The 12,717-nt window shown below is 67.3% G+C and carries 12 protein-coding genes and 1 tRNA gene; 8 read left to right on the top strand and 5 right to left on the bottom strand.

The features are described from left to right. Window positions 1–8 precede the first annotated feature (8 nt). Complete coding sequence (gene lptG, locus D3A59_RS19425; RefSeq protein WP_119156984.1) at window positions 9–1,112, bottom strand: LPS export ABC transporter permease LptG; 1,104 nt, start codon at window positions 1,110–1,112, stop codon at window positions 9–11. Beyond that, window positions 1,109–2,200 (bottom strand): LPS export ABC transporter permease LptF, encoded by a 1,092-nt coding sequence (gene lptF, locus D3A59_RS19420; RefSeq protein ID WP_119156983.1) that lies wholly within the window; start codon window positions 2,198–2,200, stop codon window positions 1,109–1,111. The genes lptG and lptF overlap by 4 nt, the downstream gene beginning before the upstream one ends. Before the next feature lie 26 nt (window positions 2,201–2,226). Here lptF and D3A59_RS19415 point away from each other — a divergent pair, with 26 nt between their 5' ends. The 6 genes from D3A59_RS19415 to D3A59_RS19390 all read left to right on the top strand — a co-directional run bounded on the left by D3A59_RS19415 (window position 2,227) and on the right by D3A59_RS19390 (window position 7,024). Beyond that, complete coding sequence (locus D3A59_RS19415; protein WP_119157007.1) at window positions 2,227–3,687, top strand: leucyl aminopeptidase; 1,461 nt, start codon at window positions 2,227–2,229, stop codon at window positions 3,685–3,687. A 43-nt stretch (window positions 3,688–3,730) separates the two neighbouring features. After that, window positions 3,731–4,156: a DNA polymerase III subunit chi gene (locus D3A59_RS19410; protein ID WP_119156982.1), complete on the top strand. Its 426-nt coding sequence runs from the start codon at window positions 3,731–3,733 to the stop codon at window positions 4,154–4,156. Further along, window positions 4,153–4,473 carry a hypothetical protein gene (locus tag D3A59_RS19405; RefSeq protein WP_119156981.1) on the top strand — a complete coding sequence of 107 codons (321 nt, stop codon included), beginning with the start codon at window positions 4,153–4,155 and terminating at the stop codon, window positions 4,471–4,473. Before D3A59_RS19410 ends, D3A59_RS19405 begins: the two co-directional genes overlap by 4 nt. Before the next feature lie 144 nt (window positions 4,474–4,617). Beyond that, entirely contained in the window at window positions 4,618–5,724 is a 1,107-nt protein-coding gene (locus D3A59_RS19400; RefSeq protein ID WP_419187266.1) for a branched-chain amino acid ABC transporter substrate-binding protein, read from the top strand. Window positions 5,725–5,848: 124 nt separating this feature from the next. Next, window positions 5,849–5,939: transfer RNA gene (locus tag D3A59_RS19395), tRNA-Ser, on the top strand. A gap of 170 nt (window positions 5,940–6,109) precedes the next feature. Further along, window positions 6,110–7,024: a hypothetical protein gene (locus D3A59_RS19390; RefSeq protein WP_119156979.1), complete on the top strand. Its 915-nt coding sequence runs from the start codon at window positions 6,110–6,112 to the stop codon at window positions 7,022–7,024. Window positions 7,025–7,170: 146 nt separating this feature from the next. On the opposite strand, the gene D3A59_RS19385 is transcribed toward D3A59_RS19390, so the two are convergent. Beyond that, window positions 7,171–8,178, bottom strand: coding sequence for a hypothetical protein (locus D3A59_RS19385; RefSeq protein WP_119156978.1), 1,008 nt, complete (start codon window positions 8,176–8,178; stop codon window positions 7,171–7,173). A 163-nt stretch (window positions 8,179–8,341) separates the two neighbouring features. Between D3A59_RS19385 and D3A59_RS19380 the strand changes: the two genes are divergently transcribed. Next, window positions 8,342–8,926, top strand: coding sequence for a recombinase family protein (locus D3A59_RS19380; protein ID WP_119156977.1), 585 nt, complete (start codon window positions 8,342–8,344; stop codon window positions 8,924–8,926). Window positions 8,927–9,043: 117 nt separating this feature from the next. Here D3A59_RS19380 and D3A59_RS25860 read toward each other — a convergent pair whose 3' ends face one another. Both D3A59_RS25860 and D3A59_RS19360 read right to left on the bottom strand, forming a co-directional pair. Next, window positions 9,044–9,601 carry a hypothetical protein gene (locus tag D3A59_RS25860; RefSeq protein WP_119156976.1) on the bottom strand — a complete coding sequence of 186 codons (558 nt, stop codon included), beginning with the start codon at window positions 9,599–9,601 and terminating at the stop codon, window positions 9,044–9,046. A 1,116-nt stretch (window positions 9,602–10,717) separates the two neighbouring features. Then, window positions 10,718–11,965 carry a tyrosine-type recombinase/integrase gene (locus tag D3A59_RS19360; RefSeq protein ID WP_170162367.1) on the bottom strand — a complete coding sequence of 416 codons (1,248 nt, stop codon included), beginning with the start codon at window positions 11,963–11,965 and terminating at the stop codon, window positions 10,718–10,720. Between the two features lie 418 nt (window positions 11,966–12,383). On the opposite strand from D3A59_RS19360, the gene D3A59_RS19355 reads away from it, so the two are divergent. After that, on the top strand, window positions 12,384–12,590 hold the full coding sequence (locus tag D3A59_RS19355; protein WP_119156972.1) for a hypothetical protein: 207 nt from the start codon (window positions 12,384–12,386) through the stop codon (window positions 12,588–12,590). Window positions 12,591–12,717: the final 127 nt, after the last annotated feature.

The raw sequence follows: 12,717 nt of genomic DNA, 5'->3' as shown, positions 1-12,717 counted from the left end.
GTGGGGGTTCAGCGGTGGCGTACCAGCCAGTGGAAGGCGGCCAGCGACAGGGCCAGGTAGAGCAGGCTCGGTGCCGCGGCGACCAGCCACGGGGTCCAGTTCTGCAGCAGGCCGATGTGCGCGGCGACGTTGTTGAGCAGCACGAAGCTGATGCCGAGCATGATGCCGCCGAATACCTTCAGGCTCACGCCGCCGGAGCGCGCGCGCAGGTAGGCGAAGGGCAGGGCGAGCGCCATCATCACGAGGCAGGCGAGCGGGTAGAGCGCCTTGCGCCAGAACTGGATCTCGTAGCGCTGGCCAGCCTGCTCGTTGTCGGCAAGATGGCCGGTGTAGCGCCACAGCTCGACGGTCGACATGTCCTTCGGCCGCAGCACCGCGGCAGCCAGCACCCCGCGCCCGATCGCGTTCGGCCACTCGAGTTCGGGCTGCCTCAGGTCGGCGAGCCGTGGCGCGTCGCGGCCATCGTCGCCGTGCCAGCGGCTGATGCGCACGTTCTCCAGCCGCCAGCCCTCGCCGTCGATGACCTGCCCACGCTCGGCGCCGATGCGGCGCACCAGGCGGCCGTCGGTGTCGAACTCGAAGATGCGCACCTGGCGCAGGTCGCCGTCCACCGAGGCACTGCCGACGTGGATCGAGTAGCTGCGCTCGCCTTCCGCGGTGACGCGCCGGTCCTTGAGCCATGCGCCAGCGCCCCCGCCCTGGCCCTGCTGCGACTTCAGCAGCACCGCCTGCTGCTCGGCCAGCGGCGCGACGTAGTCGCCGACGGCGAAGGTGAGCAGGCCGAACATCACGCCGAGCACCGTGAGCAACCCGAGCGCGCGCAGCGGCCCGAGGCCGCTGGTGCGCAGGATCGTGAACTCGGAGGATTGCGCCAGGCGCGCCATCGAGAAGATCGTGCCGATCAGCACCGCGATCGGCGCGAGCTCGTACAGGTGCCCCGGCATCTGCAGCAGGCTGTGCAGCAGCGCCTCGTGCAGCTCGTAGCCGTTGCGGCCCAGGTCCTCGAGCTCCTCGACGAAGTCGATGAAGAAGAACAGCGCGAGGAAGGCAACGGCCGTGAAGGCCACCGCCGACAGGATGTCGCCGTAGAGCAGGCGCCGCACCGTCCTCATGCCGCCGCTCCCCGTGCGCCGCGCCGCAGCCGCAGGTCGCCGTCGCGCCACCACAGCAGTCCCCAGGCCAGCAGGGCCATGCCGCCGTGCACGAGCGCGAGCGCGGTGAGCGGGCCGAGCCGCTCGCTCGCCACCCAGGCCTGGCTCAGGTTGAGCAGGTTGAAGTAGACGACGAAGGTCAGCAGCGCGAGGATCAGGTTCCAGCTGCTGCCGCGCCGCGGATTCGTCGCCGCGAGGCCGAGCCCGAGCACCATCAGGTTGATCGCCGTCAGCGGCGCGCCGAGCCGCCACACCAGCTCGCCGAGATGGCGCGGCGTCGGCTCGCGCAGCAGCTCCGGCGTGCTGCGCGCGCGCGGCGGCCGGTTGTCCGCGCCGGCCTGCGTGTGCTCGCCGACCACGATGCGGTAGGTCTCGAAGCGCGCGATGCGGCGCTCGCCGCTGGCGAGGTCGAGGTCCACGCGCTGGCCCTTGTCGAGCACCAGCACCCGGTCGTCTCCCACCGTCTCCAGCCGGCCCGAGCGCGCCGAGGTCACCGACTCGCGCTCGCCCTCGCTCGTGAGGATGAAGACGTTGCGGCCGGTGCTGCCGTCATCGGTGTTGCGCTCGATAAAGAAGACGCGCCGGCCGTCGCGCGAGCTCTGGAACTGGCCCGGCGCGACGCGCGACAGATCGGAGCGCTGCTCGTAGAGCTGCCGCAGCTCGGCGATGTAGCGGTGGCTCCACGGCCAGGCGAACAGCGACAGCAGCCCCACGCCCAGCACCACCGGCCATGCCAGTCGCGCCACCGGGCGCACGAAGCGCCGCAGCGCCAGGCCGCTGGCGAACCAGATCGTCATCTCGCTGTCGCGGTACATGCGCGACAGCGTGCTGACGACGGCGACGAACAGCGACAGGCTCAGCAGCGTCGGCAGGTGCCCGAGCACTGTGAAGCCCATCAGCAGCACGACATGCTGGGGCGCGACCGCGCCGCTCGCCGCCTGCCCGAGCATGCGGATCAGCATCATCGTCATCACGATGGTCAGCAGGATCGCGAGGGTCGCGCCGAAGCTGCGGGCCAGCTCTCGTCGGAGGGAGGAATCGAATAACATCAATGGATCACAAGGGCCCCGACATTATGGACTTCCGTTCCCAGACCGCCGGAGCCGGCGGACTTGCCAAGCTTTCCGGCGACACGCTCGTCGTCGTGCTGCCGGTCGATGCCGACGCGCAGTCGCTCGAGTCGCCGCTGAACGAGCTGGTCGCCGACGCCCTCGCGGCCGGCGACCTCCAGCTCAAGCCCGGGCGCACGCTCTACATCCACCGGCCGCCCGGCCTGAAGGTGCGCCGCGTCGTGCTCGCGACCGCCGCCGACGCCGGCGCGAAGGCGCTGCGCAACGCGCTCGCGTCCGCCATCGGCCTGCTGAAGAACGGCCCCGCGAAGCAGCTCGGCGTGCTGCTGGCCGGCGACACCGGGCTGACCGCCGAGCACGCCGAGGCGCTGGTCGCCGCCTTCTCGGATGCCGCCTACGTCTACCGTCACACCAAGCCGAGCGCCCAGCCGGCCTGGGAGCCGCAGCGCGTGAGCCTGCTGTGCGCGAAGACCGAGGCGCGCGCGCTCGACGCCGCACTCGCGCGCGGCAGCGCGATCGCCGAAGGCGTGCGCGTCGCGCGCGAATGCGCCAACCGTCCCGGCAACCACTGCACGCCGAGCTTCCTCGCGGAGCAGGCGCGCGAGCTCGGCCAGCAGCACGGCTTCAAGGTCGAGGTGCTCGATCGCCGCGCGGTCGAGAAGCTCGGCATGGGCGCCTTCCTCGCCGTCGCGCAGGGCAGCGAGGAGCCGCTGCGCTTCATCGTGATGAAGCACGAGGGCGCGGGCCGCGGCGAGGCGCCGGTGGTGCTGGTCGGCAAGGGCATCACCTTCGACACCGGCGGCATCTCGATCAAGCCCGCCGCCGAGATGGACGAGATGAAGTTCGACATGGGCGGCGCGGCGAGCGTGCTCGGCACCTTCGCCGCGATCGGCCGCCTCAAGCCGAAGGTCAACGTCGTCGGCGTGATCCCGGCCTGCGAGAACATGCCCGACGGCCGCGCGGTCAAGCCCGGCGACGTGGTCACGAGCATGTCCGGCCAGACCATCGAGATCCTCAACACCGATGCGGAAGGGCGGCTGATCCTGTGCGACGCGCTGACCTACGTCGAGCGCTTCAAGCCGGCGGTCGTGATCGACATCGCCACGCTCACCGGCGCCTGCGTGATCGCGCTCGGCCACCACCGCAGCGGCCTCTTCACCGCCGATGACGAGCTCGCGCAGGCGCTGGAGCTGTCCGGGCAGGCGGCGCTCGACCCCTGCTGGCGCATGCCGCTCGACGAGGAGTACGACGAGGCGCTCAAGAGCAACTTCGCCGACATGGGCAACGTCGGCGGGCGCGCCGGCGGCGCGGTCACCGCGGCGATGTTCCTGCGCAAGTTCACCGGCAAGTACCGCTGGGCGCACCTCGACATCGCCGGCACCGCCTGGAAATCCGGCGCGGCCAAGGGCGCGACCGGCCGCCCGGTGCCGCTGCTGACGCATTTCGTGCTCGGCCGGGCGCGTTGAGAGTGGCGGGCCAGCCTCGTCGAGTGGCCCCCAGGGCGGCGGCATGACCGAGATCACCTTCCACTTCAACATGCCCGACCGGCTCGACTACGCCTGCCGGCTGCTGCGCAAGGCCTGGCGTGCCGGCGCGCGCGTGGCGGCGCTCGGGCCCGAGCCGCTGCTGCGCGAACTCGACCGTGCGCTGTGGACTTTCGAGCCGCGCGAGTTCGTGCCGCATGCGCACGTGCGGCAGGCGAGCGGCCCGCTCGCCGCGCACACCGCGATCTGGCTGGCACCCTCCACCGAGGGGCTGCCGCCGACGAACGTGCTGGTCAACCTCGGTGCCGAGGTCCCGGCGGGCTTCGAGCGTTTCGAGCGCCTGATCGAGCTCGTCTCGCGCGACCCGCAGGAACGCCAGGCGGGCCGCCAGCGATGGAAGCACTACGCCGAGCGCGGCTACACCATCAAGAAACACGAGGTCGCTCCATGAGCCTGCCGCGCGCGCTGCCCCCCCACCCGCTGCCGGTCCTGACCGAGATCGTCGAGTCCCCGGCCGAACCGACGCCGGACGCAGGCCCGGGCGGTCTCGCGATCACGGAGGGCGAGCTGATCAGCCGCGTGATGCGCGAACTCGAACTCCAGGTCGACCTGATGCTCGAGACGCGGCTGCGGGAGATCCTCGCGCCCGCGATCGCGCGCGCCACCGACCAGATGATCCGTGAGGCCCGAGACGACCTGGCCTCGATGCTCGGCGAGATCCTGTCGCGCGCCGTGGTGCAGGAGTTGTCGCGCTCCCGCGCGCGCTGACCGGCGCGCAGCCCCGGGCTGACCATGAAGCCCGGGAGCGGATCTTTGCAGTATCGTTCGGGGGTTGAGCAATAAAGGTCCCCTCAACGTTTCCCAAACTGGAGTAAGTTCATGAACTACAAAGTGAATCTGATCGTGGGAGCCATGGCGCTGTCGATGGGCGGTGCGGTCATGGCACAGGAGGTGGTGCGCATCGGGCACGTGGGTCCGACCAGCGGTGCGATCGCGCACCTCGGCAAGGACAACGAGATGGGCGCCCGCATGGCGATCGACGAACTCAATGCCAAGGGCGTGACGATCGGCGGCAAGAAGGTCCGGTTCGAACTGCTGGCCGAGGATGACGCGGGCGATCCGAAGCAGGGCACCGCGGCGGCGCAGAAGCTGATCGACTCCAAGGTCGTGGGCGTGGTCGGGCACCTGAACTCCGGCACCACGATCCCGGCCTCCAAGATCTACAGCGACGCGGGCGTCCCGCAGATCTCGCCGTCGGCGACCAACCCCAAGTACACCCGCCAGGGCTTCAAGACCGCCTTCCGCGTCGTGGCTGACGACGTGCATCTCGGCGGCACGCTCGGCCGCTACGCCGTCAACGAGCTCAAGGGCAAGAGCATCGCGGTGATCGACGACCGCACCGCCTACGGGCAGGGCGTGGCCGACGAATTCGAGAAGGGCGTGAAGGCCTCCGGCGGCAAGATCGTCGCACGCGAGTTCACCAACGACAAGGCGACGGACTTCACCGCCATCCTGACCTCCATCAAGGCCAAGAAGCCGGACGTGGTCTTCTATGGCGGCATGGACGCGGTGGCCGGCCCGATGCTGCGCCAGATGAAGCAGCTCGGCCTCAACGTCAAGTTCATGGGCGGCGACGGCATCTGCACGGGCGAGCTGCCCAAGCTCGCCTCCGGCACGCTGGCCGACGGCCAGGTCGTCTGCGCCGAGGCCGGCGGGGTCGAGGGGGCCGAGAAGAAGGCGATGGAGGACTTCCGTGTCGCCTTCAAGAAGAAGTTCAACACCGACGTGCAGCTCTACGCGCCCTACGTCTACGACGCCGTCAACGTGATGGTCGCCGCGATGCAGAAGGCCGGCTCGACGGAGCCTGCCAAGTACCTTCCGGTGCTGGCGAAGACCGACGGCTACAAGGGCGTGACCGGCGCGATCGGCTTCGACGAGAAGGGCGACATCAAGAACGGCGCGCTGACGCTGTTCACCTTCAAGGGTGGCAAGCGCGAGCAGATCGCCGTGGTCCGCTGAGCGACTCCGACATCACGAGCGACGCTCCGCGAAGCATCGCCGCACGAGCCCGCCGCAAGGCGGGCTTTTTTCTTCCAAAAACTTGCTACAATGGCGAACTTCGCTAGCGCGAGACCCGAATCCTGGAGAGATGGATGAGTGGTTTAAGTCGCACGCCTGGAAAGCGTGTGTGGGTTAACAGCCCACCGCGGGTTCGAATCCCGCTCTCTCCGCCACTACACTGAGAACTAAAAAAAGCCTTGCAAAACAAGGACTTAGCGATCAGGGGGGAAGCAAGTTTCCCCCACGTGTTTCCCCCACGCAAAAGGGCCCTGAGGTTAACCCCTCCGGGCCCTTTTTCGTTGCCGCTTCGCAACTACCTGCCTGACCTTGAGGAGGCCCCCGCTTGATCGTCCTGTCGAACACCAAAGAGATCATCACCGTGGAGAGCTGGGAGGACATCACCAGCCGCGCCGGCTTCACAAGCAGCTTGGACCCTCAAGCGCATGAACTCCAGACCATCATTGGCCGGTATGCCTTCCGCGACTGGGTTCCCTGCGGGCTGTCTAACTGCCAAAAGCCGCACGGCCGTGGCTATATCGTGGTCACCAAGGACGGCCGGGAAACCAACATTGGCAAGGACTGCGGGAAGACGTACTTCGGCGTGGACTTCGAGACGCTGTCCAACAAGTTCGACCGGGACCTCACCGAGAAGCAGAACCGCGAGAAGCTGTGGGGGTTCTACATGCGGCTGGAGGAGGTCGCAGACCAAGTCACGGAGATGCGTGTACAGGACCGGGGAGGTAATTGGGTCTACAAGACAAGCCTACCTCTAATAGAGGGAGGCAAGGGCGTGCCGGCCAAGGTGGTCCGCCGCATCATGGAAATGGTAAAGACGCGGCAGACTGTCCTTCATGCAGTACGTGAAGCAACACCTCATGAGGTGGAGCAGATCGAGCAGGCGCAGGGCCGCCGTCTCCCGCGCCCCCATGTCATCGAGGTGCCGGTGGCAGAGGTGGTGGGCCTAGAGGCCCTCTACCCGGAGAACAACCTCCTTCAACTTCTGGTGATCACACTGGAGGAGCAACTGAAGGAGTTGGATCAGTTGAGCATTGATGCTCTGAGCTACGAAGACCTCCGCAGGTGGTCGAAGTGGGTAGGGGAGGTGGACTCCGTCTTGGAGCGGGCGGGGGCGTCTATCAATAGGGGGCGACTGCTGCTAACCCAGGCGAACCTGACCCCGTTCATTGAGGCGGTGGGGCTCAATACTGACGAGGTAGAGCAGTTCCGCGTGTACCTGAACGCGCTGCCAAAGAACTGATCGTCGGCCCCCTGGGGTGGCGGAGCGAAACGGGGCGGGGCTCCGCCTTAGGTTCGTCTGCCCGCAAAAAAACAGGTGCGCGCAAACGCCACCTGTGAGAAGACGCAGCCCCTGGAGGCCCCTGATCCTCTCGGGGGCCTCCAGGCTCACGCCCTCAGCACATCGGCAGCCGGGACCCACTTCCCGCTAGGGCCCGTCTTGATCAGCAGCACGCCCTGCGGGCTCGTGGAGGTCTCGAAACCGGCGGCCTGTAGGGTGCCCTCCAGTCCACTCGCTGGGCTCGCTGTGGGGCGTTCCGGGCCCTTGCTGGCGGCCTGCCGCTGCGTGCGGTCCAGCCAGTCCCGTCCCATCTGCTGGAGGTGGCTAACGTCACGGCCGTGCAGCAGGTAGTGCAGGGCGTTCTGCAGCTTGCCCGGGTTCTGCTGGAAGTCCGTATAGGCGGCCTCCTTCATGTCCTCGCTGATGCCGACCTTGGCGAGGGCGCGGGCCACGATCTGCTCCTGCGCCCAGTAGGCGTTCTCGACCACTTCGGTGGCTTGCGCGGGCTCCATAGCCGCATCACGGACCAGCGCATCCACTGCTCCGCTGAAGTCGGTGCCAAGGGTGACCGCATTGACCACGCCTGCCATGGTCGAGCGGAAGGCGTGCTCGGGGATGCTCTCCATGTCGGCCTGCCATGCGGCGTCCTCCTGTGGGTTGAAGATGCCAGCGCTGTCGGCCACCTGCTGCTCCTCCAGGGCCTGCCGCTGCTCGTGTGCGGCCTGCTGCTGCTCGGCCTGCACGGTCTCCAGAGTGCGCTGCTGGCCAGTGGAGGTGAGGGCGTCCGCGTAGATTCCCGGCGCGGTCTCCTTGAGGAGGCCTTCCCGGACAGCCACGCGAAGGAGGGTGCGACTGCTGGGGTCGCCGGGGATCAGCTCGACTGTCTCATGCGGGCCATGCTTCTGCCGCGTGGCGAGGATGGAGCCGCCGGAGGTGCCATCGAAGCTGACCTGATGACGTGCCACGCCCGCCTGTACTGGTTCGGCGTGCCCGGCGTCCTGGCCGTAGCGGATGGGGCCGGCGTGGACTCGGGCGCTGCCTTGGCCGAGGTCTGCCGGCTGCGGCTCCGCTTGGGAGGAGATGCTCTCAGGGATGTGTTGAACGCGGATGGTCATGGGGTACTCGTTGGGGTTGGGTGAAAAGTGGGGGTCAGAACTTCTAAGTTATGAGCCATGGCCAGAAGCGGGGCCTGTGATGGCGCAAAAGGTACTTGCGGGGTGTTGTGAGCTAAGGCATGATATGAGCCATACCTTTTGAGCCTCTCCCGGGACGCAGACCATGACCCGCATCGCCTACTACCGCTGCTCCACGACCGACCAGACCATCGAGTCCCAGCGCCACGCCATGGGGGGCAGCTTCGATCACGAGTTCAAGGACGAGGGGGTCAGCGGCATCATCCCGGCGGCCCAGCGGCCCGGCTTCGCCTCCCTGCTCCAGTTCATCCGCAAGGGGGACACCCTCCACGTCTACGCGGTGGACCGCCTGGGGCGCGATGCGCTCGACGTGCAAGCGACCGTGCGGGCCCTGCTGCAGCGCGGCGTGGCTGTCGAAGTTCACGGCTTGGGGCGTATCGCGCAGGGGGTCGGGGAACTCATCCTCGCGGTCCTGGCCCAGGTGGCGGACATGGAGCGAGCCCGGATCGTGGAGCGCACTGCCGCCGGGCGGGACAAGGCGCGGGCCTCGTTAGCAGAGACCGGGAGGACCCACCGGGGGAAGGCGAGCATGGGCAGGCCGAAGGAGGCAGACCCGGCGGAGGTCGCCGCGTGGCGCCGGGAGAAGGGGGCAACCATCGTCGAGACCGCCGAGCACTGGCGGCTGTCTCCGGCCACTGTCAAGCGGTACTGCGCCAGCGTCCCTGCCTGAGGGAAGAGGGCCCTGAGAGGCCCTTGGCGGCCCCGTGGTGACCCGCAGGAGGCCGGGGAGGGGCCAGGCTGGCGCCGGTCTCTCGCGTGTGCTGCGGCCTGTCTTATGCGCTCGCTCTCACTCCCACGGAGCGGCATCGTCCCCGGCATCCCCGCCCCAGAGCGGTGGCAGCAGGGGCAGCAGCTCGACCGCCGGCTCGGCGAGGACAGCAGGAGGAGCGGCGCTGCTGGCGCTGGAGACCTCCCCGGCTGCGGCTGCCGCCCTGGCGACCTTGTTCGCTGCTCGGGTGGCTGCGGCCTTCGCCTTCTTCCGCTCCCGCTCTCGCTCCTCCCTGGCGGCTCTCCTGGCGGCTCTCCTGGCGGCCTCCTTGGCCTCCCGTGCCTCCCGTGCCTCCTCGGCTGCCTGCTCCTTGGCGGCCCGCTCTTTGGCCTGCATGGCCCGCTCCTTGGCGGTAGCGCGGTCCAGCTCCTTCTGCTGTGCTGCCTTCTTCGCCTGCTGCTCGACCTCCAGGCAACGGAGGCACTTTGCGTCATGCACCCGGCGTAGACACATGTGCCCCTGCAGGCAGCGAAGGGCGGGGAAGTAGTGCTTGAGCCCTGCTGCCCTTGCGACCCTTCGGTCTTGGGGGAGGTTGGCGTACAGCTCGAAGGGGGAGGGGGTGGGACTGGGAATCATGGTCCGTGGTGGTCTTGGTCTGTCCTCTCCCTAAGAGGCCCCATGAGGCTGCCTTGAGGTCACCTTGAGGTTTACCTTAAGGAGTGAAGGAGGGGGAGGGAGGGTGGGGGCTATGGGGAGGGTTTAGACCACAGAATGGAGGCTGCCGAGGAGAGAGTTCCTTATAAATCAATGGCTTACGGAGCGATTTGACCGCGTGGAAGTGCGCTGCGGCTCGTGTCGGTGCTTGCTTGTAGGAAGGCTCCTATCAGCAGGCGCATGAAGTCATCGAACGTGGCCGCCTCCAGGCCAGTCCCTGCCTCCGCTGCGGTCTGGTTGTGGTGCTCCCAGAGGAGCCGGAGGTCTCGCAGCGTCGTCGGCATGATGGAGGCCCGCAGCTCCCCGGTTGGGGTGTGCTGGAGCTGCTTGGGGTGGCAGGGCGTGCGCGCAATCATCCTCATGGGAGGTCCTTGTTGAGGGGTGGGGAGGTCCCCCGGGGCCTTGCCGGCCGTCCGAGGTTTGGGGCGGTACTCCGCCTTGTGCGAGAGGAAGGGTTTAGGTGTTGGCCGCCCGCCGCCAGTAGTAGACCTCCCCCTCCCAGCCCAGGAGGCGGAGGTGTAGGCTGCCCCCGGTCGGGTCGGTCCTGTCTGCCCAGGCCCCCAGGCGCCACCACGGTGAGCCCACAACGCGGAGCACATGGACGGCGGGGACGGTGCTGCCGAGGGGCAGTCCGGCAGCCTCGCACTCCTCCTCGGTCAGCTTGTGCCGCACCAGAGGACGCAGGCAGGAGACCGCAAGGGCGGCGGTCTGGGTCAGCAGGGAAGCGAAGGCGGCGGAGCTACGGGCGGCAATGGTTTGCATGGTCTGGTTGCGCTTGGTTGCGTGTTGCTTACAGCGCTGCCAGTGTGCCCAGTCCCCCCATCTGCATGCATCGCGGGAAGCTCCCATAGCGGAGGCCGTGCTACGCTTTGAGCCTTCGCCTTGCCTCCTGTCTTCCCTCTCCCGCAAGGGTTGCTTCAGCGGGACGCTACGGCCGCCTGCTGGCCGCTCCAGAAGGGGTACCCCCACGGGGGGGAAGCGGGCCGGAGTGCTTATCCGATACCCGTTCGGATTTTTGCGGTGAACATCCGGGGGGCCTTAGGGCCCGAGGCCCTCGTACCGGACGCGCTCGATGGCTTCGGCCTTGGTGGCAAGGGACGCCCCGCCGGAGTACAGCCCGTAGGTAATGCGGGGCTTCTCGTGCCCCACGATGTCCGCCGCAAGGTTTTCTGAGACCCCCGCGTCCTCCAGCAGGGTGATCAGCGTCTTCCGTAGTGAGTGGAAGACGTGGTTCTCCCCGAACCCCAGCCCACTCTTCAGGCGCCCGAACCGCTTGCTGATGGCATTGGAGCGGTCGCCGTACTTGTTAAAGGTGAGCCCGGTCAGCAGGTAGCCGTCCCTCGACTCCTCCCTGAGCCGCTTCATCAGTGGCCTCAGCTTGCTGTGGATCGGGACTTCGCGCCAGCCGGCTGACGTCTTCGCGTCCTTGATGCGGAAGGACTGGGGGCCTACGTTAGCCAGTTCTAAGCTGCACAACTCTTCGATGCGCGCACCCGTGTACGCACCCAGCATGATCAGATCAGCTAGCGGGCCGTCTCTCTTCTCCTTGGCCGCCTGCCACAGCCTCGGAACATCCGCCGGTGCAAAGGGGCTCCAGGAGTCATTGGGGACCCTGCGGGCCTCGCGGATGTTGTCTCTGCTGAAGGGGAAGCTATTGGGCGGGACCGCATCAATGGTTCCTAGGTAGCGCCAGTAGCTGCGCCAGCAGGAGAGCATGCGCTTCAGTGACGAGGGGGAGGTCCCGCTCTGCTGTAGCTGCTCCATCCACCTCCGCCCTGCTTGTGGCGTGATGTCCTCCAAGGCGGCGAACTGGTCTACCAAGTGCCGTACGTCCTTGACGTACTGGTCCTGGGTCTTCTGCTCCAAGTGGGTGATGGACGCCTTCCACTCCTGGAAGTGCAGGCCGGTGGGGGTCTTGTGGCCCGAGGCAACGCCAGCGAACCGCTCCGCCTCGTGCGCGCCCCGCTGCTCCTCGATGTTCTCTGCCTCGGCGGCCATCAGCGACTGAATCAACTGGACGGCCTCAGTATCGCCAGCGGCCTTCACTTCTGCGATGGCCTCACGCCAGCGCAGCGCCTCGCGCTGTACGGCATCCTCCTCGCCCGCTACCTGCCGCAGCTTGGCCTTCCAGAGGGCCACGAGCGGGGCGGCAAGAGCCTGCGCACGGCGCTTGTCCGCAGTGCCGAGGGACTGCTTGAACTTCGTCTTGCCGACCTTGTTGCGTAGCGCCGCGGGGACCTTCAGTGTGGCGTACCAGAGGTTCCGGCACTTCTCGATGTGGGGCATGGGGGCTCCGGGTTGAGCGAGGCAGTTTACCCCACGCCTTTCCCCCACGTTGACCCTCTTCTGCCCCAGCGTCATGGGGAAAAATGATGCTTTGGCGGAGTGTCCCGCTCTCTCCGCCAGAACAAAGCCCAAGTAGTTGATCTGCTTGGGCTTTTTTCTTTGGGCATCCTTCGTGCGGGGAGGGCAGGGGGATGGCTTCGTTCTGTTAGTAACGGCGCCTTTCGAGCGGGCAGGTGCGCGAAGGCTGCGTGCCATGTCGGTGGAGCAATGAGTCAGAGCTATCGCCGCAGGCTCGAGGGAGCCGCGCGGGAGCTGTTGGCGGCCCGTCCCCCCTCGTCGATGGGGTTCCTGTGGCTTACTGCGGCAAAAATTGCACTTGTGTCAGTTCCTCCAAGGCAATTCAGGGGAAGATGGCAGGATGAAGAGCAAGCAAGAATACGATCAGGCGGTGGCGCAACTTCGCAAGCGGATTGACGAGCAGGCTGCCCGCCTCGGGGAGGTGGCTCAAGTGCTTGACGCGCTGTTCGAGGAACTCGATGAACTAGAGGCCGAGATGGAGTCGGGCATGGCGGGAATCCCGCAGTTGCAAGATCCAGATGACGCTGCCAACCAGGGTTCCGACTGAGTGCGAAGGGCGGTAGGCGCTTTTGCGCAACTCTTGGTGTGGCGTGATGCCATGCATCGGCTGCTCAACCTGGCTTTGTTGCGCAAATAGATTGAGAGCGAGATTCCCCTGACCCCGGACGGAGTTA

Source organism: Caldimonas tepidiphila (assembly GCF_003569765.1).
Lineage (GTDB): Bacteria > Pseudomonadota > Gammaproteobacteria > Burkholderiales > Burkholderiaceae_C > Caldimonas > Caldimonas tepidiphila.
The sequence above is the reverse complement of the archived record's forward strand: the minus strand, read 5'-3'. Positions and strand labels throughout refer to the sequence as shown.

Excerpts from the sequence above, each read along its gene's own strand:
- lptG (WP_119156984.1), bottom strand. The coding sequence starts at position 1,112 with ATGAGGACGGTGCGGCGCCTGCTCTACGGCGACATCCTGTCGGCGGTG.
- lptF (WP_119156983.1), bottom strand. The coding sequence starts at position 2,200 with ATGTTATTCGATTCCTCCCTCCGACGAGAGCTGGCCCGCAGCTTCGGC.
- D3A59_RS19415 (WP_119157007.1), top strand. The coding sequence starts at position 2,227 with ATGGACTTCCGTTCCCAGACCGCCGGAGCCGGCGGACTTGCCAAGCTT.
- D3A59_RS19410 (WP_119156982.1), top strand. The coding sequence starts at position 3,731 with ATGACCGAGATCACCTTCCACTTCAACATGCCCGACCGGCTCGACTAC.
- D3A59_RS19405 (WP_119156981.1), top strand. The coding sequence starts at position 4,153 with ATGAGCCTGCCGCGCGCGCTGCCCCCCCACCCGCTGCCGGTCCTGACC.
- D3A59_RS19400 (WP_419187266.1), top strand. The coding sequence starts at position 4,618 with ATGGCGCTGTCGATGGGCGGTGCGGTCATGGCACAGGAGGTGGTGCGC.
- D3A59_RS19385 (WP_119156978.1), bottom strand. The coding sequence starts at position 8,178 with ATGACCATCCGCGTTCAACACATCCCTGAGAGCATCTCCTCCCAAGCG.
- D3A59_RS19380 (WP_119156977.1), top strand. The coding sequence starts at position 8,342 with ATGACCCGCATCGCCTACTACCGCTGCTCCACGACCGACCAGACCATC.
- D3A59_RS25860 (WP_119156976.1), bottom strand. The coding sequence starts at position 9,601 with ATGATTCCCAGTCCCACCCCCTCCCCCTTCGAGCTGTACGCCAACCTC.
- D3A59_RS19360 (WP_170162367.1), bottom strand. The coding sequence starts at position 11,965 with ATGCCCCACATCGAGAAGTGCCGGAACCTCTGGTACGCCACACTGAAG.
- D3A59_RS19355 (WP_119156972.1), top strand. The coding sequence starts at position 12,384 with ATGAAGAGCAAGCAAGAATACGATCAGGCGGTGGCGCAACTTCGCAAG.